This window comes from Cupriavidus sp. C1SS-2L, from assembly GCF_057073735.1.
The window spans coordinates 1917680-1943541 of sequence record NZ_CP172709.1; the positions used below are offsets into that span (position 1 = coordinate 1917680).

Below are 25862 nucleotides of genomic sequence, written 5' to 3' on the forward strand. Positions count from 1 at the left end.
TATGTCGTCGCGCAAGCTCTATACCCATGACCAGCTACGGCGCGCGCTGCACCCGCGCAGCATCGCCGTGGTTGGGGCCACCTCCAACGAACGCTCCTTCGCCGGGCGTTCGATGGCGAACCTGAAGCAGTTCCAGGGCACGGTGCATCTCGTCAATCCCCGCTATGCGGAAGTGAATGGCCAGGTCTGCTATCCATCGCTGTCAGCGCTGCCCGAAGTGCCGGACTGCGTGCTGATTGCCACCGCACGCGACACGGTCGAGCCAATCGTGCAGGAATGCGCGCGGCTTGGCGTCGGCGGCGTCGTGCTGTTCGCGTCGGGCTATGCCGAGACCGGCAATCCGGAAAAAGCGGCAGACCAGGCGCGGCTGACGGCAATTGCCCGCGAAGGCGGCGTCACGCTGCTGGGCCCGAACAGCATCGGCTATGCAAACTACGTGACCAACGCGCTGGTGTCGTTCACGCCGTTGCCGGCCCGCACCGGCGAACTGCCACCGCATGCCATCGGGCTCGTGAGCCAGTCCGGTGCACTGGCCTTCGCGCTGCAGCAGGCCGCCAACCACGGCACCGCGTTCAGCCATGTGTTCTCGTGCGGCAATGCGTGCGATATGGACGTTACGGACCAGATCGCCTACCTGGCCGGCGACCCCGCGTGCGCAGCGATTGCTTGCGTGTTCGAGGGCCTGTCGGATGCGAGCCGCATCGTCCGCGCGGCCGAGTTGTGTGCCGCCGCAGGCAAGCCGCTGGTGGTCTACAAGATGGCACGCGGCGCGCTTGGTGCCGCGGCAGCCATGTCGCACACCGGATCGATGGCGGGGTCGGACCGTGCCTATTCCACGGCGTTGCGCGAGGCTGGCGTGATCCAGGTCGATACGCTGGAACAGCTGGTGCCGACGACGGTGTTCTTCGCCAAGGCTCCCGCGCCGGTTGCCACGGGCGTAGCGATTGTGTCGGGCTCGGGCGGCGCAGGCATCGTGGCGGCCGACGAAGCGGAACGGTTCAACGTGCCGCTGCCGCAGCCAGCCGACGACACGCGTGCCATTCTTGAAGCCCACATCCCGGACTTTGGCGCGGCGCGCAATCCATGCGACCTGACCGCACAGGCCACCAACAACTTCGATTCGTTCATCCGCTGCGGCGATGCGGTATTTGCCGATGCACAGTACGGCGCAGCCGTCGTGCCGCTGGTCGTGACCGGCGACGGCAATGGCCGCCGCTTCGAAGTGTTCAACGAACTGGCGGTCAAGCACGGCAAGATGGCTTGCGGTCTGTGGATGTCGAACTGGCTGGAAGGTCCCGACGCGCAGGAGGCGGAAGCCCTGCCGCGGCTCGCGCTGTTCCGCTCGGTGTCGCACTGCTTCGCCGCGCTGCGCGCATGGCATGAGCATGAGGCGTGGCGCATGAGCCGGCAAGCCGCGCGGCCGGATCGTCTCACCACCGCGTCTGTCGCCACGGCCGCGCGCGAACGCATTATTGCCGCGCCGGCCGATACGCTGACCGAACGCGAAGCCAAGGATGTACTGGCTGCGTACGGCGTGCCCGTGGTCGGAGAGGCGCTGGCGACCAGCGAACAGGATGCCGTGCGTGCTGCGCAAACCTGCGGCTATCCGGTGGTGCTCAAGGTTGAAAGCCCGGCTATCCCGCACAAATCGGAAGCCGGCGTGATCCGCCTCGGCCTCAAGAATGCCGATGAAGTGGCCGCCGCCTGGCGCGACGTCATGGCCAATGCCCGCAAGGTCACCACCGATGACCGCATCAACGGTGTGCTCGTGCAAAGCCAGGTGCCAGCCGGCGTCGAGATCCTGGTGGGTGCGCGCGTCGATCCGCATCTGGGCCCGTTGCTGATCGTCGGGCTTGGTGGCGTGATGGTCGAGCTGATGCAGGACACAGTGGCTGCAATGGCTCCTGTGTCGGCACAGAAGGCGCGAGACATGCTGGAGCAATTGCGGGGCGTGGCCCTGCTGAAGGGATTCCGCGGCGCCGCGGGTGTGGACATCGCTCGGCTGGCGGAAGTCATCGCCGCGCTGTCCGAGTTCGCGCATGACCAGCGCGATGCGATTGAAGAGTTTGACGTCAACCCGCTGATCTGCACGGCCGACCGCATCGTGGCCGTAGATGCGCTGATCTCGCGGCGCGCGGCGAAGCGCTGATCCGTCAGGAAGCAGGCCGCGTGACGGCCTGCGCCAGCGCCACGAAGTTGCGTGTCGTGGCGATGCTGGTATCGCCCAGCGTCGCCAGCGCCAGCCCGAAGTTCAGCTTGTCCGGCAGGCCCGTCAGTGGCACCAGCCTAGTCCCGTTCCCAGCATAGCCCGCCGCCGTGGCCGGCACCAGCGCTACCCCCAGCCCGCTTTCGACCAGCGCGAGCAACGTCTGCACCTGCACGGCTTGCTGCGCGATCGGCGGGCGGATGCCGGCCTGGTGGAAAGCCGACATCGTCATCGCATGCATGGCCGGGACGCGCGACTCCGAGTAGACAATGAAGGGCGTCGTGCCCAGTTCCGACAGGTCGATGCTTGACCGACCGGCCAGTGCCGAATCGGCGCTGACGGCCAGCACCAGTGGGTCAGGGCGCAGAAAGGTGATCTGCGCACTGGTCTGCGCGAGCACGGGGTAGCGCACGAGCGCCACGTCGAGCGAGTGTTCCTCGACCGCGCGCAGCAGATCGACGGTCGTCGATTCCTCGATGATCAGTTCGACTCGCGGATACTTGAGACGAAATGCACGGATCAGTTGGGGCATGACCGAGTAGACCGACGAGCCAACGAATCCCACGCGCAACGTACCCTGTTCGCCACATTCGCCCTCACGCGCTGCGCGGCGGATTTCATCGGCGAAGAAGAGCGTACTGCGCATCTGCCGCAGGACCACCTCGCCCGCGGACGTGAGCGACAAGCCGGATGGCTGGCGGTCGAACAGGGTGACACCCAGTTCTTCTTCCAGCTTGCGGATGGCGGTGGAGAGTGGTGGCTGCGCCATGTGCAGCCGTTCGGCGGCCCGGTGGAAGTTGAGTGTCTCGCTCAGCACCAGGGCCTGCTTCATCTGGCGGAGATCCATCTCCGTACTCCGTGTTCTTGTATTACGTTGGGCGGTAGGTTACTCCGAACGGTCGGATTAAACAATCAGGGATTGTCCGGCGGTGCAAAGCAAAAGGCCGGCATGATGTGCCGGCCCTTGCGCCTTGGGTGAAGTGCGCCGCGCTGAATTACTTCGGCTGCATCCGAATCGCCCCATCCAGCCGGATCACCTCGCCATTGATCATCGGATTCCCGATGATCGCCGCGGCCAGCTTCGCATACTCCGGGGGCCGCCCCAGGCGAGACGGAAAGGGCACCATCTTGCCGAGCGCATCGCGCACGGTTTCCGGCAGGCCGAGCAGCATCGGCGTCTCGAACAAGCCCGGGGCGATGGTCACGCAGCGCACGCCGTCGCGAGAGAGGTCGCGCGCGACGGCCAGTGTCATCGCGGCCACGCCGCCCTTGGAGGCCGCGTACGCAGCCTGTCCGATCTGTCCTTCGAACGCCGCTACCGACGCCGTGTTGACGACCACGCCGCGTTCGCCGTCGGCATCCGGTGTGTTGTTCACCATCTGTGCAGCGGCCAGCCTCACCATGTTGAACGTGCCGATCAGGTTGATGCGGACCGTGCGCTCGAACACGTCGAGCGGGTGGGGACCATCTTTGCCTACGGTCTTGCAGGCCGGCGCGACGCCCGCGCAGTTGACCAGCCCGGCCACGCGGCCCAGTGCTGCAGCAGCGTTGACGACCGCCGTGCCGTCGGCCTCGCTTACGACATCGCAGCGCACGAAGCGTGCGCAGATCTCCTCGGCCACGGCTTCGCCGGCCGGATTGATGTCGGCAATGACCACCTTGCCTCCGGCGGCGGACAGCATTCGGGCCGTGGCCTCGCCAAGTCCCGACGCGCCGCCGGTGACAATGAAGACGTTATTGCGAATTTCCATGGCGTTCCTCAGCCTTTGATGCGTGCCAGGAAGCCATCGAGTGCGGCTTCGTGTTCGGCGGTATGGTGCGCCAGCGCCTGGAACCCGGCCGACATTTCGAGAATGGTGTCGAGCCGCGCATGCTGGGCTTCTTTGAGCAGGCGCTTGCACATGCGCAGCGCATGCCCCGGATTGGCGGCGATGCGGTGCGCGAGTTCCAGCGCGGTCGGCAGCAGTTCCTCGTGCGGTACCACGCGCGAAACCAGCCCGTACTCGCGCGCCGTGGCGGCGTCGATGGTGTCGCCGGTGAAGCACAGCTCGGCCGCGCGCGATGCACCAATGGCACGCGGCAGCAGCCATGCGCCGCCGTCGCCGGGGATCAGGCCCAGCTTCACGAACGTGGCGGCGAAGACGGCCTTCTCGGAAGCGATGCGGATGTCGCAGGTGCAGGCGAGGTCGTTGCCGGCACCGAGGGCCGGGCCGTTCACCGCGGCAATCACCGGCACTTCGAGGTTGGCCAGCGCGAGCGGCAGGCGCTGAATGCCTTCGCGATAGGCGTAGCGTGCGCTGACCGGCTCACCGGATTCGCTGCCGAACGTCGCACGCAGCGTCTTGAGGTTGCCGCCAGACGAGAACGCTGTGCCGGCCCCCGTCAGCACGACGACGCGCACGGAATGGTCGCGGTTGAACGCGTCGCACATGGCGACCAGTGCATCGACGGCGTCGTTGTCGGAGACCGCGTTGCGCGTCTCCGGGCGGTTCATGGTGACGATGGCGACGTGGCCATCGCGGCGGATATCAAGAAAATTGCTCATGGTCTTTGGTCGTGAAAACAGGTTGGCCGGTATTCAGTCCCGGTCGGCTTTCTCGGCGAGCGCGCGCACTTCGGCAATCCGCGCGGCAGGCAGCCAGCCCGCAAGCGTGTGGGCGTAATCGCGAACGTCGGGCGCGCGCGGCGCCGTGGGCAGCGCCGATGGCGTGCGGCTGAAGCGCGGGGCGGGGGCGGGCTGCACGATGCCGTCGATCTCGACGAAGGTCTCGCGTGCCTTGAGGTGGGCGTGCTGCGGCGCTTCCTCATAGCTGAGTACCGGCGCGAAGCAGGCGTCGGTGCCCTCCAGCAGTGCGCACCACTCGTCCCGCGTGCGCGTCCGGAACAGCTCCGCCAGGCGATTGCCCGCGGCTTCCCAGTTGGCCGGGTCGAGTTGTTCGCCAAGGCTGGCGGGGTCGATGCCAATGCGGTCCAGCAGGTCACGATAGAAGCGCGCCTCGATCGGGCCAACCGAAATCCAGCCGCCGTCCTTGCACTGGTAGACGTTGTAGTAATGCGCGCCCGAGTCGAGCACGTTGGTGCCGCGCTCCGGGTTCCACTGGCCTGCGGCTACCAGCCCGAAGAACACGCTGCCGAGCGCGGCGGCGCCGTCGACGATGGCGGTGTCCACCACTTGTCCCTTGCCGGACTTGCCCGCTTCCACCAGCGCGGCGAGCACGCCGGCCAGCAGGAACATGCCGCCGCCTGCGAAGTCGCCGAGATAAGCCGGCGGAATCGCGGGTGGCTGGCCGCGCTGGCCGATCGCATTGAGCGCGCCGGTCAGCGCGATGTAGTTCACGTCATGCCCGGCAGTGTGCGCGAGCGGACCCGTCTGGCCCCACCCGGTGATGCGGCCATAGACCAGCTTCGGATTGCGCGCGAGGCAGGCATCGGGGCCAAGGCCCAGACGCTCGGTGACGCCCGGGCGGAAGCCCTCGATCAGCGCATCGGCCGACTCGACCAGGTCCAGCACCGCAGCCACGGCCTGCGGGTCCTTCAGGTCCAGCGCAATGGACTTGCGTCCGCGCAGCATCAGGTCGAAGCGGCGCTCGCGCCTGACGCCGAGATCCGTCTCGCCGGGGCGCTCGATGCGCAGCACTTCGGCACCCATGTCGGCCAGCATCATGCCGGCCAGCGGGCCCGGGCCTATGCCGGCCAGTTCGATGATCCTGACACCGGCCAGCGGTCCCTTCTTTTGCTCTTGCATGCGGTTTCTCTCTTCCTTTTTGTCTCCGGTCGCTTACTCGACCGGAATGGCTGCGCTCTTGACGATCTCGCGCGTGCGCGCGATCTCGGCAAGCTGGAACTTGCGCAGTTCGCGCGGATTGCCCGGATCCACGGTGCCGCCGAGGCCGGCGATGAATTTCACGCTGTCAGGCTGCTGCATGGCCTGGCGCACCGCGTCGGACAGTGCCTTGATGATGTTCTCCGGCACTTTGGCGGGAGCGAAGACGCCAGTCCACGCCGTCACCTCGAAACCGGGTGCGCCGCTTTCGGCCACGGTGGGCACCTGCGGCAGATCCTTGAGCCGCTGCGAATCGGTCACGGCGAGCGGACGGATGCGGCCTGCGCGGATCAGCGGCAGGACCGAGCTGATCTCGCCAATCGCGTAGTCCACGTTGCCGGCGGCTACGTCGGTCATGGCGGGCGCGGTGCCCTTGTAGGCGATCGCATTGCCTTTCAGGTGGAAGCGTTCGTGGAACATCTCCGTGTAGACCTGGTAGCCCGCGCTTCCGCTCGCGTAGTTCAGCTTCCCGGGCGCTTGACGGATGCCTTCAATAAGTTCGCCCAGGTTCTTGAATCGCGATGTCGACGGGACAACCACCACCATCGCAAAGCGGGCCAGGCGCTCCACCGGCACGAAGTCCTTCACCGGGTCGTACGGCAGGCTCTTGAACAACGCCGCATTGGTCACCATGGTCGAGTTGCTGCCGACGAACAGCGTGTAGCCATCAGGCGCGGCCGATGCCACGGCACGGGCGCCGATGAAGCCGTTTGCGCCGGGCCGGTTCTCGACCACGAAGGGCTGCTGGAACGTCTCGCTCAGGCGCTGCGCGATAAAGCGCGCGGTGGAGTCGGCACCGCTTCCCGGCGGCAGCGAAACGATGATCTTGACCGGATGGGTCGGGTAAGCGGTCTGGGCCGCCGCTGGCAGAGTGAAAAGTGCCAGTGACGCCAGCATGAGGCGCCGCCTCAACTCGTCGAATGCCATGGAGTCTCCTTGCTGTGGTGCCACGTTGTTGTCGGACACTAGTGGGTGTGGCCCGATCCTACGGAAGCTGCGGCAAACGGAAAAATACTTTTGGTATGTCGAGCAATACAGCTCGTGTATCGAAACGGGACGCTGCGTGGGCGAAGGCAGCGCGGCACGGCATATCGTGTCGCCGGCCGCGCGTGCCACCGCGCTATTCGCGTGGGATATTGGCGGTCCTGACAACCTTCTGCGCGCGTTCGTACTCGGCCGCCTGGAAGGACTTTAGTTCGGCGGGTCCACCGGGATAGACGACGCCGCTCATCGCGTCGATCACGGCGGCAGTCGACGGCTTCCTGAGGACGGCGTCCGCAGCTTGCGCCAGCGCATCGACCAGCTTCGGCGGCATCTTTGCGGGCCCGTACAGCGCAATCCAGCCGTCGAAATCGAAACCTGGGGCGCCGCCCTCGGCCACGGTCGGCACGTCGGGCAGGTCTTTGAGTCGGCGCGCGCTCGTGGTGGCCAGAATCCGGACCTTGCCGCTGCGCACGAGAGGCAGTACCGCATTGATCTCGCCAATCGAGTAGTCCACGTTGCCGGCGGCCAGGTCGGTGATGGCGGGTGTGGTGCCCTTGTACGGGATGGCGTTGGCCTTGACGTGGTGCTGCTCGTTGACCAGTTCGAGCACGACGCGATACGTCGCGGACCCGCTTGCGTAAGTCAGCTTGCCCGGTGCCGCGCGGCCTGCGGCCATCAGGCTTTCCAGCGTCTTGTGCGGCGACGTGGACGGGACCACGATGACAAGGGGCAGTCGCACGAGTCGCGCGATCGGCGTGTAGTCATTGACGGGATCGTAGGGCAGGTTGAGGAACACCGCCGGATTCGTCACCATCGGCGAATTCGAGCTGAGCCAGAGCGTGTAGCCGTCGGGCGTCGCTCCCGATACCGCCTTCGCGGCGATGAAACTGTTGCCACCGGGCCGGTTCTCGACCACGAATGGCTGGCGGAATCGCTCGGACAGTTCCTTGGCGATATATCGGGCCGTGGTGTCGAGGCCACCGCCCGGCGGCATGGCCACGATCAGCTTGACCGGACGGTTCGGGTAGTCGCTGTCGGCTGCCGCCGCCGTGGCGGGTTGCGTGGCCGCGAGTCCTGTGCAGACCAGCAGCGAAGTGGCCGTCCAGCGCCGTGCAATGCATCTCCAATCCATGTGTCTCCTCAGCCTTCTTTTCGTGGTGATCGCCAGCGCCGTCGAGGGCGCGGCCGGCCAATGCTATGACAGGCGATTCGGCATCGGAAATACATTCGCTGTCTCGCCCGATATAGCGCGTGTATCTGCTGCCGAGCGACGTATCGACGTTGCCGCCAATCATCTGGCTCATATGAAATGCGCGGGCGACACGCCACCCGAGACGGGTGGGACGAACCGGCGCGGTGTCGGGAAACCATGGTTGATTCCTGCCATATCGAGTTCCGAGATACCCGACAAAAGCCGCGCCAGGCAGGGTGCCTGGCGCCTACAAAGTGAGGAGACAGCCAATGACAGCCACGGAACATACCCTGCGGAACACCACGCTAAGCATTCGCGATGGCATCGCCGAGTTTACGCACCAGCGACCCGAGATCCGGAACGCGCTGACACCTGAACTGAAGCACGATTATGTCGATATGCTCGATATCGTCGAAGACGACCGCAGTGTCCGGGCGCTGATCCTTACGGGATCGGGCGGAAGCTTCTGTGCGGGCGGAGACCTGAAGTCTTTGCTGGCCATGCGCGACGATCCGTCCCTGGCGGCGCACCAGCCGGAAGCCATGCGCCGGCGTGTGAAACGTGGTCAGGGCTGGCTGCGGCGGCTTCGCGACCTCGAGGTTCCTGTCGTTGCCGCGGTGGATGGTCCTGCTGCCGGAGCCGGCTTCTCGATTGCGCTCACCGCGGACTTCGTGCTGGCTTCGGAACGCGCATCGTTCTCGATGGTTTTTGTGAAAATCGGGCTGGTACCGGACATGGGAGCGATGTACTCGCTGCCGCGAACGGTGGGCTTAAGCATGGCGAAGGAGTTGATGCTGACCGGGCGCCGCGTTGGCGCGGCGGAGGCGCACAAGCTCGGCATCGTGCATGCGATCCACTCGGCCGATGCGCTGGCCGAAGACGCGCGCCGGTTCGCCGCGCGCTTCGTTGACGGGCCCCGGGAAGCCATGGCTTTGACCAAGAACGCGCTCAATGGCACGTTCGAAGCGCCGTATGACACGATGCTGGCGGCGGAGGCCCAGGGCCAGGCCGTTGCCGCGGCGGCGCCGTATTACGGCGAGGCGGTGCAGGCCTTCCTGCGCGGGGAGCCGGCGAAGTTCGACTGGGATCGTCGACGCTAACGTCGATTCACGCAACGCCGATATCGACGATAACGTGCCTTGCCTGACGCTGAACGTGGCTACTCCGCCCTGTACCACAACCCCGAGTCGGGGCGGACGCTGACCCTCACGCCATCGCGTCGAACCTGCTCCTCATCGAGTCGCATTGCTGCCGAAGGATCGATGTCGAACGAGATATCGAGTGCCTTGGTGACGCGGGCATCTTCGATGGGAAGCTCCCAGGTCAGGAATAGCTGCGTGCAATCCTGGTCGTCCGGAAACTCCGCCGCATCGAAAGCATTGCTACCGCGTGGAATCACCGCATGCGGCTGGCAGGTATCGAAGATCAGGACGGTACCGCGTCTCAGCGGAATGCGGAGGCCCAGCGACGGGAAATGTACGTCCTGCCCCTTGTCCTCGCTCAGGAAGAGGTTGCAGAACGCCGCGCCGCCATACTGCTCGCCGTCATGGTGATATCGCGCGCCGCGGCAAACCATGAGCGCCACGTCGCTGGAGGCAAGGACTCCAGGTAATCCAAGCGTGCTCGTCCAGTCGTCGGCCGCCCGTACGCATTGCGAATACTCCGGCCAGCGGGTTCGGGCTCGCGCCAGCGGCATGGCTTCGACGTCGCCGGCTTCCAGCGTCATGCGGGACAGCTCGCGTGTCCAATCGGCGACGAGACGCGCCGGTGGCGGTGGCACGTCGACAGCGCCGACCAGCACCACGTCGCTCACGCTGCGGCTGCGGATGGCGTCGCCACTCCAGAAGAAGGAGGTCAGGGCATTGGAAGCGGGGCTTTGATCGATGCTATGGGTCATGGGTAACCGTGCCGTTCGGCTGTGCAGTTGGGCTGGCCGTGGTGCCTGCGAACGGTGAAAGAAGCGCGGTCCGCGCAGGATAACCGATGTTTCGTTGTCTGCCGGCCACGAGGACCGGATGTAAGTCTGGGCGGCGACACAGGCAAAAAGCGGGAATCGGCCCGTACTGCCCACGGCGTGCGCCAACTTTCGAACGGCACGGATATTGCTCGGGAACGAAGATACTGTCGCCGAACGCCCATGCCCGAGACGCTGCCGCCAGACATCATGGAGATCCTGCGGGATCAGTTTGGCGTCGCACGCCTGCGCCCCGGGCAGGCTGACGTCCTGGCCAGCGTGCTGCAGGGCCACGACACGATCGCTGTCATGCCGACCGGGAGTGGAAAGTCGCTGTGTTTCCAGCTGCCTGCCCGCGTACTGGACGGCCTGACGGTGGTGATATCGCCGCTGATCGCATTGATGCAGGATCAGGCCGGCAAGCTGGACCAGCTCGATTTGCCGCCCGCGGTGGTCAACAGTGCCGTGGGCGACGCGGCGCTGGACAGTCTCGCGCGCGGCGGCGAGCGCATCCTGTTGACGACGCCCGAGCAGCTCGAAGGCAAGGCCGTCATTGAAGCGCTGCGCCGCAACCGCGTTGCATTGTTCGTGGTCGACGAGGCGCACTGCATTTCGCAATGGGGCCACGATTTTCGGCCCGCATACCTCGGATTGCGGGAGGTCGTGTCGGCGCTGTCGCGGCCGCCGGTACTGGCGCTGACCGCCACGGCGACCGACGCCGTCGTCAAGGACATCGCGCACCACCTCGGCATGCGCCATCCGCGTGTCGTGCGTGCGCCGCTGTTTCGGCCCAACCTTGTCTATGCCGTCGAGCATCTGTCGGAGGCGCCCACGCGGCCTGATGCGGTACGCCGCCTGGTTTCGGCCGAAAGCGGTGGAAGCGGTGGAAGCGGCAGGAGGGGTGCAGGCATCGTCTACACTGCGACGGTCGCGCTGGCGGAACAGTTGTACGATGCACTGCGGGGTGCAGGCATGAACGTCGCGCTGTATCACGGCCAGCGCACCGCGGTGCAACGCCGCGACGCGCAGGACGCTTTCATGGCGGGGCGCGCGGACGTGATGGTGGCGACCAATGCCTTTGGCATGGGGATCGACAAGCCCGACGTCCGGTTCATCGTTCATGCGCAATGTCCCGGCAGCCTGGATGCCTATTACCAGGAGTCCGGAAGAGCAGGGCGCGACGGCGGGTTGGCGCGCTGTACGCTGCTGTTCGACGAGAAGGACAAGCGCATCCACCAGTTCTTTCTTGCTAACCGTTACCCGGCCGCGACGGACCTGCGGCAGATGGTGACGGCGCTCAGGGGCACGCCAACGGTCCTGCCGGCGTTGCGAGAGGCACTTCCCCACATCGGTGTGCGGCGCTTGCAGTCAGGCATGCGGATGCTTGGCGATTTTGGCATCGTGCAGCGCGATCGCCGAGGGCGCTTCTCGCTGCGCGATGGCAGTGCCGACAGCATCGAAGACATCGCCGCCCTGTACGAGGCCCGCAGTCGTGAGGACCGCGAAACCCTGCAGGCGATGCTCGATTACGCGCGCAGCGGGCGTTGCCGCTGGATGCTGCTGCTCGAGTACTACGGCGAATCCGAGGACCTGGAACCATGCGGCATCTGCGACAGTTGCCGGCGCTTGGCGGAGGCTGCCACACATGAGGCTGACGGCGAGAAGACGGTGGCTGCCAGCGCGACAGCCGTGCCGTTCGCCGAAGGCGACACGGTAAAGGCGCGCCGGTTCGGCAAAGGCACGGTGGTGTCAGTTACCAGTGAATGGGTGGAAGTCCGCTTCCCCGATGAGAGCGTGCGCCGCTTTCTGCCGGATCGCCTGCTTCGCATGGGCAAGCGCCGTGGCGCCGCGTAGCGGCCCCCTCGCAGCCTTGGCTATCAGGCAGGCCACGCCACCTGCTTCCAATACGCATCTTTCATCTGCATCTTCCCATCTGCCACGCGAAACAAGTCCAACCCCATTGCGTCAACGGGCCGGCCATCCTCCATCGTCCCCTTGACGCGGTAGTGCAGAAGCACGGCGTCGCCGCAGATTTCCATGCGGCTGTCCGAGAAGACCACGTCGCCATGGCTCCCGGCCGCGCGCGCGAAGCGTTCGAGCAAGTAGCGGCGAACGTCTTCTTTGCCCTGCAGCACCTCGCCTTGCGGATTGCCGGTCCCTGTGGGAAGGCGCCACGTGAAGTCGTCTGCCAGGCAGGCGGCTACGCCATCGGCGTCGCCGGCACGAAAGGCACTGGCGAAGGCGGCAATCAAGGCGCGGATTTCCATGTCGGTCATGCTTGATCTCCTTGTCGGGTCGGGGATGAGGCGCGCGGCGCCCACAGTGGCCACCGGCACGTCGTTTCGAAAGCGCGCGCAGCGCGCAACACCATGGCGTCGGCGTGGCTGGGGCCGACGATTTGAAGGCCAATCGGCAGCCCGGCGCGTGTGACACCACATGGCACGCTGGCGGCGGGCTGGCCCGTCAGATTGAACGGCAGGCAATGCGGCGCGGACCAGGGCTGTCCCACTCGCGGTGGCGCCGACGCGAGCGTGGGCGTCACCAGCAGGTCATACCGCTCATGGAAGCGCCGCATCGCCACGCCCAGTTCGCGCCGGCGCTCGGTCGCGTCGAGATAGGCCAGGGCGTCCACATTGCGGCCCCGTGCGGCGGCTTCGTGCAGGAGCGGATCCATCAGCGCGAGGCGATCGGGCGTGATGTCGCGCAGAAAGCGCGCGACGCCCGCATCCCACAATACGCGGAACGTCGGGGCCGGGTTGTCGAAGCCAGGGTCCACGTCTTCGACCATGGCACCGAGCGCCATCAGGCGCCGGACGGCGGCATCGCACAATGCGCTTACCTCGGGATCGACGGGAAGGTAGCCAAGGGTGCGGCTGTAGGCGACGCGCAGGCCTGCGATGCCATCGTCGAGGCCGGTGCGCCAGTCGCGATCCTCATAAGGCAATGCGTGCCAGTCGCGGCTGTCGGGGCCGCTGATCGCGGTGAGCAGCAGTGCGGCGTCCGTGACGGTGCGCGCCATCGGCCCTACGTGGAACAGCGTGCCGGAATGCGCGGGCGGATAGCAGGGCACGCGTCCGCTGCCCGGCTTGAATCCAAACACGCCACAGGCTGCCGATGGCGCGCGGATGGAACCACCGCCGTCGGTCGCGACATGCAATGGCCCCAGCCCGAGCGCGGTGGCGGCGGCCGCGCCGCCGCTGCTGCCGCCCGGTGTGTGCGCCGTATTCCAGGGATTGCGCGTGATGCCGGCCAGCGCGCTTTCGGTGATGCCCTTCGTGCCGAACTCCGAAGTATTGGTCTTGCCCAGCAGCACGGCGCCGTGCTCGCGCAGGCGCGCTGCGGCCGGGCAATCGTCGGGCTGCGGCGTATCGGTAGTGGCAAGGCTGCCCAGACGCGTTGGCCAGCCGCGCACGTGGAGCAGGTCCTTGAACGACACCGGCACGCCGTCCAGCAAGCCGCACGGCTTACCGCGCCGCCAGCGTCGTTCCGACGCGCGCGCCTGTTCGCGCGCGTCGTCTGCATCGATGAATCGGAACGCATTGCAGGCAGGATCGCGTTCGGCCACGCGATGCAGGATGGCGTCGAGCGTCTCGACTGGCGACAGTTCGCGCCGGGCGTAAAGCGCCAGCAATGCGGTGGCGGACAGATCTGCGGGATTCGACATGATCAGGTCGTTCATCGGACGGCGTACCACGCGGCCACGGCGAGCAGGCAAAGCGATGCACTGCCGCGCAGGGCCCGTGCCGGCATCTTGCGGGCGAGGAAGCGTCCCGCCAGGGCACCGGCGGTCACCAGGGCGCCTGTCTTCAGGCCGAGGGCCAGCGGCAGATGGCCACCAAACCAGTGCGCGGCGCTTGCGGCAAGCGCAATCGGAAGCTGGATGGCCAATGCCGCCGCAAGTGCCGGCGCCGTCGCCGTGCGCCGAAGAAGCAATAGCGGCAGCAGCAGCACGGGGCCACCTGTGCCGGACAGCGCGGAACCGAGTCCGACAGCGAACCCGACTACGGCAAGCATCGCCGTAGCCGGCATCGGGCGCTCGCCCTGTGCCGCCATGAGCGATGCCAGCCCGTACAAACCAGAGACTGCCGCCAGCGCAGCCAGCCACAGGTCAGCACCGTTGGTCGGTACCACATGGACCAGCAGCGCACCGCACACGGCGCCGGACAGCGCCGTGGCATGGAGCGCCCACGGCGTGGCATGGAGCCCGGCCTGGACTCGCGCCGCACGCCAGCCAAGCAGCCCGGCCGGCACGAACGCGAGGCTAGAGGCGGCCACCGCTTCGGCCAGCGGCAAGCCCGCGATGCCGGTCAGCACCGGCACCACGAGCACGCCGCCGATCGATGTCGCGCCGATGGCCGCGCCGGCCAGAACGATCAGCCCGTCAGCCAGCCACGTCATTCGACTTTTGCGCCAGACTGGCGGATCAGCCGTTCCATGACTGGCAGCATCACATCGAAGTCCCGCCGGAATGCGGCCGAGGTCGTGCCCTGCGCATACATGCCGTAGAGCTGGAAGCGCGCCTTCATTTCCGGGGTCTGCACCGCTGCGCGCGCTTCCTGTTCAAGCCGGCTCAGGATGGCCGGCGGCAAGTTGGCAGGGCCGAGCAGCACGGCGCCGCCGACCGGCCGGTACTCCGGATCGGGGAAGCCCGCCTCTGTCATGGTCGGCACGTTGGGCAGTTCGGCTGGCCGCCGGTCCCCCATCACGGCCAGCGCGCGCAAGCGTCCGTTCTGCAGGTAGGGGGCCATCACCCCGACGGTGCCGATCGCCCAGTCGATCTGCCCGCCGATCAGGTCCTGCACCATCAGCGATTCGCCCTTGTACGGCGCGTGCGTCATGTCGAGCTTCTGGGTCTGGCTCAGATACGACCCCATCAGGTGCGCCGACGAGCCCACGCCATAGGAACCATACGTCACGGCGCCCTTGTGCTGCTGGGCCCACGCGATGAACTCCTTGACCGTTTTTGCCGGCACCTTCTGCGGATTGACCGCGAACACGAGTTGGCCCGTGCAGACCTGGGAGATGAAGCTGAGATCGCGCTTCGCGTCATACGGCAGCTTCGCGTACAGGAACGGCGCGGTCAGGATGGGCGCCGACGTCGCAAAGAGCACCGTGTAGCCGTCAGGCGCGGCGCGCGCGACGGCCTGCGTGCCGATTGTGCCACCCGCTCCCGGCCGGTTGTCGACGATGATGGGCTGGCCCATGCTCTTGCTCATCGCCTCGGCCATGGTCCGTGCCAGCGCATCCGTCGCACCGCCCGGCGGCACCGGCACGATGAACGTGATCGGCTTGCTGGGGTACGTATCGGCCCTGGCCACCAGGCTCAATGCCATGGCGGCGATACCAACGAGCAGCTTCCATTTCATATGAGTCTCCCGGTTGATGCGTTGGCTCAGAACGGACGATCGCCGATGATCGTGGCGCGCATCATTCGGCGTACGGCAGGAAAGTAGTCCTGGATAGCGTAGTGCTGGGTCGAGCGGTTGTCCCAGAATGCGATGGTGTTGGGCCGCCAGCGCAGGCGCATCTGGTACTCGAGGATGGCAGGCTGACGCAGCAGGTACTCCATCAGGTCATGCTTCTCGGACTGGCCTTCGAACGCCCCGCGCACCGCGTTGCGCGAACGGAAGTTCAAGAAGTGCGTGACGAAGGCGCCGTTCACGTAGAGGATCTTCTCGCCGCTTTCCGGATGCGTGCGCACGACGGGATGGATCGCGGGGGGAAACTGTTTGCGTTGTTCCGGCGTCATCTTGTCGCCGAATGCGGGCAGGATGTCGTGCGCGGCGAAGAGTCCCTCGATCTGCTGCTTGCGGTGCTCCGGCAACTTCTCGTAAGCAAGCGCCATGTTGACCCAGACCGTGTCGCCGCCGATCTCCGGGCATTGCACACAACGCAGCATCGACGCCATCGACGGGATCTCGCGCCACGACACGTCGCTGTGATAGCCGTTCTCCATCGCCGGCTTCTTGTCGTCGCCCCCGAGCAGCACCAGTTCCGGGAACTCCTCATGGTGCGGAAAGGCGGGATGCACTTCCAGTTCGCCGAAGCGCCGCGCCAGCGACACATGCTGTGACGGCGTGATGTCCTGATCGCGGAACACCAGGACCTTATGCTCGACCAGTGCGCGCCGCAGGGCCGCGATGGTGTCGTCGTCGAGCGGTACGTTGAGGTCGATATTGCCGACTTCGGCACCCAGTGCCGGTGAAATGCGCGTCAGCGTGAAGGCGGACTGCAGGGCGCTGCGGGACACCACGGCCGGGGCTGTGATCGTCCCGTCTGCTGCGTGAATCGTTTTCATGCCTTGTCTCCAATTTATATTAGCGAGTATATTTTTGGCTGACGATGCACCGAGGCGCAACCAATGCGTTGGGTGGCTAGGGAAAACCATGTCGAAACTTATGCCTCAGGACCCACTTGCCGCGCTGGAAGGCCAGCAAGGCTTCAAGCCGCCCCGGTACGGCCGTGCCGGCCGTACCACCGAAGCGCTTCTTCAGGCCGGCCGCGAATTGCTGCGCGAGCGCGCGCTCGACAGCATCACCAACCAGGAAATCTGCGCCGCCGCCCACGTCACAACGGGCGCCTTTTACGGCCGGTTCCAGAGCAAACAGGCCTTTTTCGAGGCCTTGCAGGCCGTGATGGCGGAAGATATCGACACCCGGATGGGGGCGTGCCTGGCCGTGGTAGAAGCGTCCGATGGCGATCTGCAGACCGGGGTTCGAGCGCTGCTGTCGGAAGTGCGGCGCGGCGCGCTCCGTCACCAGGGCGTCCTGCGCGCGACGATCATGGAGATCAACGGGAAAGCGTGGCAGGGCGTCAAGCAGCGGCGCGCGGGATTTGTCGAGCGCGCTGTGCCCGTGCTCGAAGCCCTGTATGCCGAGGGGCAGGGCGATCCCGACGCATTGCGGCGGCGGATCCGCATCGCGTTTCAGTTCGCCATCGGCAGCATCATCAATGCGATCCTGAACAACCCTGGACCGCTGCGCCTGTCGAGCGCGGAATTCGACGAGGAACTGACCCGGGCCTTTTGCGCGTACCTGAGGGCCTGATCCAGTTCGATCAGACCCGCAGTCATACGCGATGAAGCTACGGCTGAAACCAGACCAGCATGCCGTAGAACAGCACGGCGAGGAACACCGTCTCCAGCACCATCAGCACGATGGGCTTCCAGCCCACCGTGAGGACTTCCCTCAGGTGCGTCTTCATGCCGATCGCGGCCATGGCCATGACCAGGCACCACTGAGACGCCGTCTGACCGGCCTTCACGACCACCGGCGGCAGCCAGCCGGTGCTGTTGATCGCCACCAGCACGGCGAACGCCACGGCGAACCAGGGCAGCAGCGGGGGGCGCGGACCGGTGCTGGTTTCGCCTTGCGCGCGCTGGTGGCGCTGCGAAAGCCACGCGGCGAGCGCAATGACGGGCAACAGCATGGCGACGCGCATCAGCTTGATCAGCGTGGCCGCGTCGCCGGCTTCATGCGAGATGCTGTAGCCGGCGCCCACCACCTGCGCCACGTCGTGAATCGTTCCGCCGAGAAAGGCGCCGGCCTGCACGGAGTTCAGCGCCAGAAAATTGGCGAGCATCGGGTAGAGCACCATCGCCAGCGTGGAAAGCGTGCTCACACCGATCACCGTGAACAGGGTCGCCCGCTCCTTCATCGGGTGCTGCGGCATGGCAGCCGACAAGGCCAGCGCCGCGGAAGCGCCGCAGATGGCCACGGCGCCGCCGGTCAGCAAGCCGAAGAACATCTGGAAGCCCATCAGCCGTGCCAGCAGGATGCCGCAGACGATCGTCAGCGCGACCGCCAGCACGATCATGGCTACGGATTGCCACCCGAGCGCCACGACCTGCGCGCCGGTGATGCGCAGCCCGAGCAGGGCCACGCCGAGGCGCAGCACCTGCTTGGCACTGAATTCGATGCCGATCGCGCTCGAGGCTTCCTGCGACAGGAAGTTGAGGGCCATGCCAAGCAGCAGCGCGAACAGCATCACGGGGGCATGGTAGTGATCGGCGAGAGACATCGCCGCCACAGTCACCACCGCGCTGATAAGCACGCCCGGCAGATACGGACGCACTGCGGGCCAACTCATGGGCTTGCGGATAAGCACGGCCATGGCGATCTCCGGTGGATCAATGCTGCGCTGCGATGGGTATCTGGCTGATGCGGGCAGTCCGAGTCCAAGTATCGGCGAGACGCCCCGGATTGCAAGAAGCGTTGGAACGCGGCAACTTGTCCAGCTAACCTGCCGCGGAATCCCTGCGCCGCTGCAGCAGTCCCAGCAGGGCATCGAGGTCGACGGGCTTGACCAGGTGGGCGTCGAAGCCCGCTTCGTCGGACCTGCGGCGGTCTTCTTCCTGCCCCCATCCGCTCACGGCAATCAGTACGATGTCCACGCCCCACGATTCGGCGCGGATCCGGCGCGCGGCTTCGTGGCCGGTGATGGTGGGCAGGCCGATATCCATGAGGATCACATCGGGACGGTATTGTTCGGCCGTTGCAATCGCCTCGAAGCCATCGTGGGCGGTTTGGACCCGATGGCCGCACGTGTCGAGCAGCGCCGCCAGCGACCAGGCTGAGTCCTGGTCATCGTCGACGACCAGTATCTGCAATGCCGCGGTGGCGGCCGCGTTCGCGGCAGGCGGATGGATCACCGTTGCGCCGCCGACGGCGCCGACCGGCATTGGCAGCCGCACCACGAACTCGCTGCCGCGCGACGGGCCGTCACTGAAGCCTTCGACCTGCCCGCCGTGCATGTCGACCAGGCGCTTGACGAGCGCGAGGCCGATGCCCAGTCCGCCGCGTGCCCGGTTCAGCGATGAGCGAACCTGCATGAAAAGGTCGAAGATCGACGGCAGGGCGGCGGCAGGGATGCCGACGCCATCGTCCTTCACGCGCAACAGCACTTCGTCGCCGCGCGGTTCGACGCTGAGCCACACGTGTCCGCCATGCTCCGTGTACTTGTACGCGTTGCTGAGCAGATTGCCGATTACCTGCGCAAGGCGCACCGGATCCGCATCGAGCCAGATGGATTCCGCGGGGACGTCGAGCGTCACCTCGCGCTCGAGTTCTTCGGCCAGCGGCCTGCACGTCTCGATCGCGTCGCGAATGGCGGCCTGCAGTTCCACGCGTTCGATGTGCAGTTGCAGCTTGCCCTGCGTAATGCGGTTGGTGTCGAGCAGATCGTCGACCAGGCGCACGAGATGCCGCAGTTGCCGCTCGATCCTCTTCTGCGCATCGCGCGCCAGTTCGGTGTCCGTGCGGGACTGCCCGAGGATATGCGCGGTATTGCTGATGGTCGCCAGCGGCCCGCGCAACTCGTGCGCGAGGATGTTCAGGAACTCATCCTTGCGCCGGTCTGCCTCGCGCAATGCCTTGCCGCGATGGCGCAGCGCCTCCAGCGCTTCGCGGCGGAAGCGCGCCATCTTCACGTGCGTGCCGACTCTAGCGAGCAGCTCGCGCGCACTGAACGGCTTGGTCAGGTAATCATCGGCACCGGCTTCGACGCCCTCCGCCAGGCTTTCTTCTCCAGCTCGCGCCGACAGCATGATGATGGGCAGGTCGGCGGTTTTGGGATCCGTGCGCAGGGCGTGCAAGAGGCCAAGGCCATCCAGGCCCGGCATCATCACGTCGGTGAGAAGCAGTTCGACACTGCGAGCGTGGATGCGCGCCAGGGCGTCCTGCCCGTCGTTGGCCAGTTCGACCTCGTAGTCCTTGGAGAGCAGGCGAGCCAGATATTGCCGCATGTCGGCGTTGTCGTCGGCCACCAGGATACGCGGGCGGCCCGCGCCGGGCGCGTGCGGCAGGGCCTCCGGGGCCCTGTCGGCAGCCGGCGCATGGGCCGGGGCTGTGGCAGGCGCACCGTGCGGCAACCAGCGCAGGGCTTCCTCGACGAACGGCCGCGGGTCGGTCGACGTCCCGATGGCGTCGTCATGGGCGCCGATGCGGTCGGCCGGCAGGTGCGCCTTGCCCATCGGAATCTCGACAATGAATGTGGTGCCGGCACCAGGGGTGCTGTCGGCGCGTATCGTGCCGCCGTGGAGTTTGATAAGCTCCAGCGTCAGCGCCAGCCCGATCCCGGCGCCTTCGTGCGTGCGGCCGTGGGTGCCTTGCACGCGATGGAACCGTTCGAAGATGCGTGGCAGTTCGTCCGCCGGGATGCCCGTGCCCGTATCGGCAACGCGCAGTTCCGCCTTGTCGCCAATGGTCCGCAGGCTGACCGCGATGCGGCCTGCCTGCGTGAACTTGAACGCGTTCGACAGCAGGTTCAGTACGATCTTTTCCCACATTGCGCGGTCGACGAAGGCCGGTTCGGGCAAGGTGTCGCAATCCACGGTCAGTGTCAGCCCGGCACGCTCGCATGCCGACCGGAACAGGCTGGCGAGTTCCTCCGTGAAGCGTGCGAGGTCAGTCGGTTCGTACGTGGCCTGCATGCGGCCTGCCTCGATGCGCGAGAAATCGAGCAATGAGTTGACCAGCCGCAGCAGCCGCAAACCGTTGCGGCCGACAACAGCAAGATCCTCCTTCGCCGCTGCGGAAAGCTCATCGCTCCTGCGCATCAGCAGGTCTTCGACCGGCCCGAGCATGAGCGTCAGCGGGGTGCGGAACTCATGGCTCACGTTGGAAAAGAACGTCGTCTTGGCCCGGTCGAGTTCGGCCAGCTTTTCGGCCCGCTGCTTTTCTTCCTCGTAGGCGCGCGCATTGTTGATGGCGGAAGCGATCTGGGCTTTCGCCAGTTCCAGGAAGTCCTGATAGTGCCGGTCCCATTTCAGTCGCGCACTGAGGCCCGCCACCATGAAACCCGCGGGCTCCCTGAGCCGGCTCGCGGGAATCGTGGTGACAAACGCGGAATCCGGCGGATCGTCCCACGGTCCCGCCGGCACGGCTGCGAAGCTGGTGCGCAGATCCGTGAAGACCACGGCACCGTCACGCATTGCCTCGCGAAGCGGCCAGCCTCCCGGTAGTGCGTTGCGCAGGTCAACAGTCAGCGGCGAAATATCCTTGCCTGGTTCGATTCCCGTCGCGCCCGCGAGCGTGGCGACGTGCGTGGCAGGATCGGTCAGGTACAGCAGCACGAAGGGCACGTCCTTGTCGTGCGCGGCGAAAACCTCGGCCGCGATCGCACAAGCGTCGTCGGCTGTCCTTGCGTCGGCCATGCGCGCGCCCAGATCGCGCAGCACGGTGAGCCGCCGTTCTCCAATGACCTTTTCGGTGATCTCGTGAACCGTCGCGAGCACGCCGCCGATGCCGCTGGCCACCGTGTCGTCGGGAACAGGGCTGTACGCGATCGTGAAGTGGCTCTCCTCGCGGAAGCCATGGCGATTGACTTCCAGGAAGATGTCGTCGTCCCAGGTCGCGGGGCCACCATGGAACGGACGGTCGATGAGCGGCTTGATGACGTGCCAGATCTCCGGCCAGCACTCGCTGGCGGCTATGCCCAGCGCGCGTTCCGGGTGCTTGGTACCGGGAATCGGACGATAGGCGTCGTTGTAGAACTGGATGTAGGAGGGGCCCCACCAAAGGATATGGGGAAAGCGGTTGGCCAGCATGATGCGAATCATGGACCGCAAGGTCGGCGACCATGACTCGATGGCGCCGAGCGGTGTCGCAGACCAGTCGAACGTGCGGATGCGCTCGGCCATTTCGCCTGACGCCCAGTCTGCACCCGAAGACGGGCCGCCGAGGTTCGTATCGATCATTCGTTCTCCGCGAATGGAAGCGGCCTGCGCGATGAGCGGCTGCAGCGGTCGCACGCTTGCGCTCGCTATCGGCGCAGGAGCGAGGTGTGCTGATTTTAGCGTACCTTGGCTGACTCGACCGTCAACGGAGTTCGGGCCACATCGGGCGTGGGACCCGTTCCGGATGACTGCGGCACCACATCCCTGTTTTCAGGGAAGAGAAGTGATGTGCACCTCGAGCCTTGCGCGCTCGGCAACGTGGCACATGGCGAGCGCAGCCGGCGTCGGCCGACGCCGGCGCGTATGTGCCAATGCCTTAGGGGTTTGTCGCCAGCGCGGCAGCTTCTGCGGCACAGTCCCGGTTCGGCGGCAGTCCTTGGGCGTGCACCTTGGCCAACTCATCGCGCGCGGCTGACAGGTCGGCCTCGAATACCGGGTCGGCATGCATACGCGCTACCGTGGCCGCCGCGATCATGCGGCCTTCGTTCACGTCGCTCTGCCAGTGCACGTTGCAGGCGATGCGGCTTTGCCCGAAGGCACGCCCGCGCATCAGGATGGCGTCGGCGCGATCGGGAGCGATTTCCGTCAGCACGAGGGCCCATGCCCATCCGGCGGCGCTATGTCCCGAAGGGTAGGAACCGTCCTTGGCCAGCTTGGCTTCATCAGCGGGCGTGCACGATGACGTGCTCGTCGCCACGAACGGGCGCGTGCGGTTGTAGCGGTCCTTCGCGCGGTAGGTCGCCAGGCCTGCGTCGACCAGCGTGCGCCGCAGCATCATGTACAAGCGCGGCGTCTGCGTCTCGCTGATGGGCGCGTTCACTGCGCAGGAAAAGGCGCCTGCTGCGGCCGGGAAGCTAAGATCCGCGTCGAGTTGCGCCTGCTTCCAGCGCGCCGAGCCGGACTTCGCCCACTGGGTCTGGGCCAGCTTTGCCGTGTCCTTGTCCAGCGCGAAGGCCGCCGACTCGGCCGCCGGCGGCTGCGGCACCAGCGCCAGGCTGTCGGGGCGGGCATCCGGCGCCAGGTAGCCTGCGGGAATGCCGGGGCGTAGTTCGGGCACCTTGGCCGACTGGCCGGGCAGATTGGCTGCGCAGGCGGAGAGCAGGCCGGCCGTGGCCGAAATCGTCAGAGCAAGCAAGGCAGGGCGTGATGAGCGCGGTGACTTCATGGGACGGGAACGGCCGGGCATTGGGATCTTCTCCTGTGTGGTGTGCCAAGAGGGCAGGCTACTGCTGGCGCGGATGTCCGGGAATCGGGTACCTCCCCAATGCACATTGAGATGGTTTTTCGTAGGATTGGGGAATCAGTTATCGCATCTCGGCAGATGCGGCTGTTTCGCCGGCGTAGTCGGTGGAAGCTTCTGGTCGGGGGCCAGGTTATCGCTCTTGGCGGGCGCTGCGGCCCAGCCGCTTTCACCAGGGCGGGGGATGACGCGGCGCTTCATGCAAGCGCCGCGCGCCATCACGCCATCTCCAACACCAGGTTGCGAAAGATCTCCCGCGCACCATCCAGCTGTTCAAGCGCGATTGATTCATCGATGGTGTGCGCATCCTCTTCACACCCCGGACCGAGTCCGATGGTCGGAATCCGGCGCCGCCCCGCAGACTCGGACCCGTTCGTGCAGAACGCCCAGGTGCCGACTTGCGGGGAGCGGCCGGCTTGCGTGACGGCTCGCGTGGCGGCCTGCACGAGCGGCGTGCTGTCCGGTTGCTGCCACGCGGGCAGCCAGCGCGTCGGCCGCGCCAATTCGCCGGTGAACGTCCGCACCTCGTCATCCGACACGGCCAGCGTGAAATCGTGCAGGCCCGCTGTGCGCAGGCAGGCGTCGATCTGCCCAAGCACGTCCTCGCGCGTCTCGCCATCGAGCGTGCGGCGATCGAAGCGGATCGTGGTCGAAGTCGGGATCATCGAGATCGAAGGATAGGGCGCCGAGACGATATCGGTCGGCACGAGCAGTGCGGCGCCGAGCACGCGGTCGGTCGGCAGATTCAGCCCTTCGAGCGCCGTCAATGCGCGCGCGGCAGCCTGAAGCGGATTCACGCCAAGGTGGGGCGTCGCCGCATGGGCGGGTTTGCCGTGGAACGTCAGCAGGATCTCAAGCCGGCCCTTCTGCCCGCGCTTGATCTGCAGCTTCGACGGCTCGCAGATCACCACGGCCGCCGGCTGGCAACGGTCGAGTACCGATGCCAGCGCGTGCCCCTCGATGATCTCCTCGAGCACACTGGCGGACACGGCGATGCGGCGGCGCAGCGGCCGTTCACGCGCGGCGGCCGCCACGCCGCAGATGGCCGCGGCGATGCCGCCTTTCATGTCGGTGGTGCCGCGCCCGTACAGCCGGCCGTCATGGATCGTGCCGCCGAACGGGTCGAAGCGCCACTGTCCTGTGACGGGGACGACGTCCATGTGGCCGTCGAAGAGCAGGGCCACCTCGGCGTCCTCCGGGCCGATCAGCCCGAGCACGCTGCCGTTGCCGTCTGTCGTGACCGATGTGAAGCCGGCTTCGGTCATGCGGCGCGCCAGAAGCGCGGCCACGTCGCCTTCGCGGCCGGAGAGGCTCGGAATGCGCACCATCTCGCGCGTCAGCGCAATGACGTCGCTGAGATTGTCTGTCTGGTTGTTCATCGTGGTACGTCCTGTGCAATCAGCGGTTGACCAGCGTTGCCGGCACGCGCAGCACCAGCAGCGCGCCGATCACGGTGAAGGAGGCGAGGAAGTACATGCCCCAGTCGGTGGAGCCGGTCAGGTCCTTGATCCAGCCGATCGCGTAGGGGCTGGCGAAGGCGGCCAGACCGGCGAACGAGTTGATCGCGGCGATGCCGGCAGCGGCGCTGCGGCCTTCGAGGAATGCGGTCGGCAGGCTCCAGAACAGCGGCGAGCAGACCATGCAGCCAGCGGCCGCGACGGACAGCATCGCCACCGCGAACGTGGGGTTGTGGCTGAACAGCGTGCTGAGCGTCAGGCCGGCGCCCCCGACCAGGAACGGGATGACCATGTGCCAGCGGCGCTCTCGAGTGCGGTCAGAGTGCCGGCATACCAGGATCATCGACACGACCGCACAGGCGTTCGGGATCGCCGTCAGCAGCCCCACGTCCAGCAACGACACCACGCCCGTCGAGCGGATCACCGACGGAATCCAGAAGGCCAGGCCCGACATGGCTCGATACCGTGCAGTAGCAGATCAGCGCCATGTGGATCACGCGGCGGTCACGGAACAGCGTCAGCAGCGATACGTGATCGACCTTGGTCGTCTTCTCCGCCGCAATGTTGTGTGCGAGCCGGTTCTTCTCGGCGGTGTCGAGCCAGCGCGCGTCGGTGATGCGGTCGTCGAGATACCAGAGCACGGCCAGGCCCAGCACGATCGACGGAATCGCTTCGATCAGGAACATCCACTGCCAGCCGGCGAAGCCATGGTGGTCGTGCAGGCTCTCCATGATCCAGCCCGACAGCGGGCCGCCGAGGATGCCGGCGAACGGCACGGCTGTCATGAAGACTGCGATGACCTGCCCGCGGCGGTGCGACGGGAACCAGTACGTCAGGTACAGGATGATGCCGGGATAGAAGCCGGCCTCGGCCGCGCCCAGCAGGAAGCGCAGGATGTAGAACTGAGTCGGCGTCTTGGTCAGCGCCATGCAGGCCGAGATGCAGGCCCAGAGGATCATGATGCGCGCGAGCGTCTTTTTCGCGCCGATGCGGTGCATCAGCACATTGCTCGGGACTTCGAACAGGAAGTAGCCGATGAAGAAGATGCCGGCGCCAAGGCCGTATATCGTGTCGCTGAACTTGAGCTGGTCCAGCATCTGGAGCTTGGCGAAGCCGACGTTGACGCGGTCCAGGAAGGCCGCGATGTAGCAGGCCATCAGGAATGGCAGCAGTCTCCATGCCACCTTTCGATAGAGCGCGTTGTCGTACGCCTGCATCGTGTCCGTCGTCGCAGTGTTCGTTGCGGGATTGCGCAGGGTCTGCGCGGAATGCATTGAATCGCTCACTATGTTCCTCCTTTGGATTTGGTGAGACAAAAACGCCCCCCTGCGG

General features: G+C 66.2%; 20 protein-coding genes and 1 pseudogene. 4 read left to right on the forward strand and 17 right to left on the reverse strand.

Features of this window, described 5'->3' with window-relative positions:
* Position 1 precedes the first annotated feature (1 nt).
* Positions 2 to 2149, forward strand: coding sequence for an acetate--CoA ligase family protein (locus ACIGJG_RS26510; RefSeq protein WP_011300672.1), 2148 nt, complete (start codon positions 2 to 4; stop codon positions 2147 to 2149).
* 4 nt (positions 2150 to 2153) lie between these two features.
* On the opposite strand, the gene ACIGJG_RS26515 is transcribed toward ACIGJG_RS26510, so the two are convergent.
* The 6 genes from ACIGJG_RS26515 to ACIGJG_RS26540 form a co-directional block, all read right to left on the reverse strand.
* Positions 2154 to 3053 carry a LysR family transcriptional regulator gene (locus ACIGJG_RS26515; protein WP_220630220.1) on the reverse strand — a complete coding sequence of 300 codons (900 nt, stop codon included), beginning with the start codon at positions 3051 to 3053 and terminating at the stop codon, positions 2154 to 2156.
* Between the two features lie 148 nt (positions 3054 to 3201).
* Positions 3202 to 3957 (reverse strand): 3-hydroxyacyl-CoA dehydrogenase, encoded by a 756-nt coding sequence (locus ACIGJG_RS26520; RefSeq protein WP_483673331.1) that lies wholly within the window; start codon positions 3955 to 3957, stop codon positions 3202 to 3204.
* 8 nt (positions 3958 to 3965) lie between these two features.
* A complete protein-coding gene (locus ACIGJG_RS26525) occupies positions 3966 to 4751 on the reverse strand; it encodes a crotonase/enoyl-CoA hydratase family protein (RefSeq protein WP_220630222.1) in 786 nt (261 codons plus the stop codon).
* 33 nt (positions 4752 to 4784) lie between these two features.
* Positions 4785 to 5951 (reverse strand): CaiB/BaiF CoA transferase family protein, encoded by a 1167-nt coding sequence (locus ACIGJG_RS26530; RefSeq protein ID WP_483673333.1) that lies wholly within the window; start codon positions 5949 to 5951, stop codon positions 4785 to 4787.
* A 33-nt stretch (positions 5952 to 5984) separates the two neighbouring features.
* A complete protein-coding gene (locus tag ACIGJG_RS26535; RefSeq protein WP_483673335.1) occupies positions 5985 to 6956 on the reverse strand; it encodes a Bug family tripartite tricarboxylate transporter substrate binding protein in 972 nt (323 codons plus the stop codon).
* Positions 6957 to 7149: 193 nt separating this feature from the next.
* Positions 7150 to 8145, reverse strand: a complete 996-nt coding sequence (locus ACIGJG_RS26540) for a Bug family tripartite tricarboxylate transporter substrate binding protein (RefSeq protein ID WP_140948888.1) — start codon at positions 8143 to 8145, stop codon at positions 7150 to 7152.
* A gap of 329 nt (positions 8146 to 8474) precedes the next feature.
* On the opposite strand from ACIGJG_RS26540, the gene ACIGJG_RS26545 reads away from it, so the two are divergent.
* Positions 8475 to 9305 carry an enoyl-CoA hydratase/isomerase family protein gene (locus tag ACIGJG_RS26545; protein WP_140948887.1) on the forward strand — a complete coding sequence of 277 codons (831 nt, stop codon included), beginning with the start codon at positions 8475 to 8477 and terminating at the stop codon, positions 9303 to 9305.
* A 59-nt stretch (positions 9306 to 9364) separates the two neighbouring features.
* Here the strand turns inward: ACIGJG_RS26545 and ACIGJG_RS26550 are convergent, their stop codons facing one another.
* Positions 9365 to 10102 carry a hypothetical protein gene (locus ACIGJG_RS26550; RefSeq protein WP_220630226.1) on the reverse strand — a complete coding sequence of 246 codons (738 nt, stop codon included), beginning with the start codon at positions 10100 to 10102 and terminating at the stop codon, positions 9365 to 9367.
* 240 nt (positions 10103 to 10342) lie between these two features.
* On the opposite strand from ACIGJG_RS26550, the gene ACIGJG_RS26555 reads away from it, so the two are divergent.
* Entirely contained in the window at positions 10343 to 12013 is a 1671-nt protein-coding gene (locus ACIGJG_RS26555) for a RecQ family ATP-dependent DNA helicase (protein ID WP_220630227.1), read from the forward strand.
* Between the two features lie 23 nt (positions 12014 to 12036).
* Here ACIGJG_RS26555 and ACIGJG_RS26560 read toward each other — a convergent pair whose 3' ends face one another.
* The 5 genes from ACIGJG_RS26560 to ACIGJG_RS26580 are packed head-to-tail and all read right to left on the reverse strand — an operon-like array spanning position 12037 to position 16457.
* Positions 12037 to 12435, reverse strand: coding sequence for a nuclear transport factor 2 family protein (locus ACIGJG_RS26560; RefSeq protein ID WP_011300662.1), 399 nt, complete (start codon positions 12433 to 12435; stop codon positions 12037 to 12039).
* Positions 12432 to 13823 (reverse strand): amidase, encoded by a 1392-nt coding sequence (locus ACIGJG_RS26565; RefSeq protein ID WP_245001806.1) that lies wholly within the window; start codon positions 13821 to 13823, stop codon positions 12432 to 12434. Before ACIGJG_RS26565 ends, ACIGJG_RS26560 begins: the two co-directional genes overlap by 4 nt.
* Before the next feature lie 11 nt (positions 13824 to 13834).
* On the reverse strand, positions 13835 to 14557 hold the full coding sequence (locus ACIGJG_RS26570) for a sulfite exporter TauE/SafE family protein (protein WP_140948882.1): 723 nt from the start codon (positions 14555 to 14557) through the stop codon (positions 13835 to 13837).
* Positions 14554 to 15525 (reverse strand): Bug family tripartite tricarboxylate transporter substrate binding protein, encoded by a 972-nt coding sequence (locus tag ACIGJG_RS26575; protein WP_011300659.1) that lies wholly within the window; start codon positions 15523 to 15525, stop codon positions 14554 to 14556. Before ACIGJG_RS26575 ends, ACIGJG_RS26570 begins: the two co-directional genes overlap by 4 nt.
* 26 nt (positions 15526 to 15551) lie before the next feature.
* Complete coding sequence (locus ACIGJG_RS26580; protein WP_011300658.1) at positions 15552 to 16457, reverse strand: TauD/TfdA dioxygenase family protein; 906 nt, start codon at positions 16455 to 16457, stop codon at positions 15552 to 15554.
* 34 nt (positions 16458 to 16491) lie between these two features.
* Between ACIGJG_RS26580 and ACIGJG_RS26585 the strand changes: the two genes are divergently transcribed.
* Positions 16492 to 17205, forward strand: coding sequence for a TetR/AcrR family transcriptional regulator (locus ACIGJG_RS26585; protein WP_483673338.1), 714 nt, complete (start codon positions 16492 to 16494; stop codon positions 17203 to 17205).
* A gap of 37 nt (positions 17206 to 17242) precedes the next feature.
* Here the strand turns inward: ACIGJG_RS26585 and ACIGJG_RS26590 are convergent, their stop codons facing one another.
* The 5 genes and pseudogenes from ACIGJG_RS26590 to ACIGJG_RS26610 all read right to left on the reverse strand — a co-directional run bounded on the left by ACIGJG_RS26590 (position 17243) and on the right by ACIGJG_RS26610 (position 25747).
* Complete coding sequence (locus ACIGJG_RS26590) at positions 17243 to 18271, reverse strand: YeiH family protein (RefSeq protein ID WP_140948880.1); 1029 nt, start codon at positions 18269 to 18271, stop codon at positions 17243 to 17245.
* Positions 18272 to 18395: 124 nt separating this feature from the next.
* Complete coding sequence (locus ACIGJG_RS26595; protein WP_140948879.1) at positions 18396 to 21854, reverse strand: ATP-binding protein; 3459 nt, start codon at positions 21852 to 21854, stop codon at positions 18396 to 18398.
* A 295-nt stretch (positions 21855 to 22149) separates the two neighbouring features.
* Positions 22150 to 23019, reverse strand: a complete 870-nt coding sequence (locus ACIGJG_RS26600; RefSeq protein WP_011300654.1) for an acid phosphatase — start codon at positions 23017 to 23019, stop codon at positions 22150 to 22152.
* 272 nt (positions 23020 to 23291) lie between these two features.
* Positions 23292 to 24452 (reverse strand): YgeY family selenium metabolism-linked hydrolase, encoded by a 1161-nt coding sequence (locus tag ACIGJG_RS26605; protein ID WP_483673340.1) that lies wholly within the window; start codon positions 24450 to 24452, stop codon positions 23292 to 23294.
* Between the two features lie 19 nt (positions 24453 to 24471).
* Positions 24472 to 25747, reverse strand: a pseudogene (locus tag ACIGJG_RS26610) (MFS transporter).
* Between the last annotated feature and the right edge of the window lie 115 nt (positions 25748 to 25862).

Bases quoted from the DNA above. Each gene is read 5' to 3' on its own strand.
- ACIGJG_RS26510 (WP_011300672.1), top strand. From the start codon at position 2: ATGTCGTCGCGCAAGCTCTATACCCATGACCAGCTACGGCGCGCGCTG.
- ACIGJG_RS26515 (WP_220630220.1), bottom strand. From the start codon at position 3,053: ATGGATCTCCGCCAGATGAAGCAGGCCCTGGTGCTGAGCGAGACACTC.
- ACIGJG_RS26520 (WP_483673331.1), bottom strand. From the start codon at position 3,957: ATGGAAATTCGCAATAACGTCTTCATTGTCACCGGCGGCGCGTCGGGA.
- ACIGJG_RS26525 (WP_220630222.1), bottom strand. From the start codon at position 4,751: ATGAGCAATTTTCTTGATATCCGCCGCGATGGCCACGTCGCCATCGTC.
- ACIGJG_RS26530 (WP_483673333.1), bottom strand. From the start codon at position 5,951: ATGCAAGAGCAAAAGAAGGGACCGCTGGCCGGTGTCAGGATCATCGAA.
- ACIGJG_RS26535 (WP_483673335.1), bottom strand. From the start codon at position 6,956: ATGGCATTCGACGAGTTGAGGCGGCGCCTCATGCTGGCGTCACTGGCA.
- ACIGJG_RS26540 (WP_140948888.1), bottom strand. From the start codon at position 8,145: ATGGATTGGAGATGCATTGCACGGCGCTGGACGGCCACTTCGCTGCTG.
- ACIGJG_RS26545 (WP_140948887.1), top strand. From the start codon at position 8,475: ATGACAGCCACGGAACATACCCTGCGGAACACCACGCTAAGCATTCGC.
- ACIGJG_RS26550 (WP_220630226.1), bottom strand. From the start codon at position 10,102: ATGACCCATAGCATCGATCAAAGCCCCGCTTCCAATGCCCTGACCTCC.
- ACIGJG_RS26555 (WP_220630227.1), top strand. From the start codon at position 10,343: ATGCCCGAGACGCTGCCGCCAGACATCATGGAGATCCTGCGGGATCAG.
- ACIGJG_RS26560 (WP_011300662.1), bottom strand. From the start codon at position 12,435: ATGACCGACATGGAAATCCGCGCCTTGATTGCCGCCTTCGCCAGTGCC.
- ACIGJG_RS26565 (WP_245001806.1), bottom strand. From the start codon at position 13,823: ATGTCGAATCCCGCAGATCTGTCCGCCACCGCATTGCTGGCGCTTTAC.
- ACIGJG_RS26570 (WP_140948882.1), bottom strand. From the start codon at position 14,557: ATGACGTGGCTGGCTGACGGGCTGATCGTTCTGGCCGGCGCGGCCATC.
- ACIGJG_RS26575 (WP_011300659.1), bottom strand. From the start codon at position 15,525: ATGAAATGGAAGCTGCTCGTTGGTATCGCCGCCATGGCATTGAGCCTG.
- ACIGJG_RS26580 (WP_011300658.1), bottom strand. From the start codon at position 16,457: ATGAAAACGATTCACGCAGCAGACGGGACGATCACAGCCCCGGCCGTG.
- ACIGJG_RS26590 (WP_140948880.1), bottom strand. From the start codon at position 18,271: ATGGCCGTGCTTATCCGCAAGCCCATGAGTTGGCCCGCAGTGCGTCCG.
- ACIGJG_RS26595 (WP_140948879.1), bottom strand. From the start codon at position 21,854: ATGATCGATACGAACCTCGGCGGCCCGTCTTCGGGTGCAGACTGGGCG.
- ACIGJG_RS26600 (WP_011300654.1), bottom strand. From the start codon at position 23,019: ATGCCCGGCCGTTCCCGTCCCATGAAGTCACCGCGCTCATCACGCCCT.
- ACIGJG_RS26605 (WP_483673340.1), bottom strand. From the start codon at position 24,452: ATGAACAACCAGACAGACAATCTCAGCGACGTCATTGCGCTGACGCGC.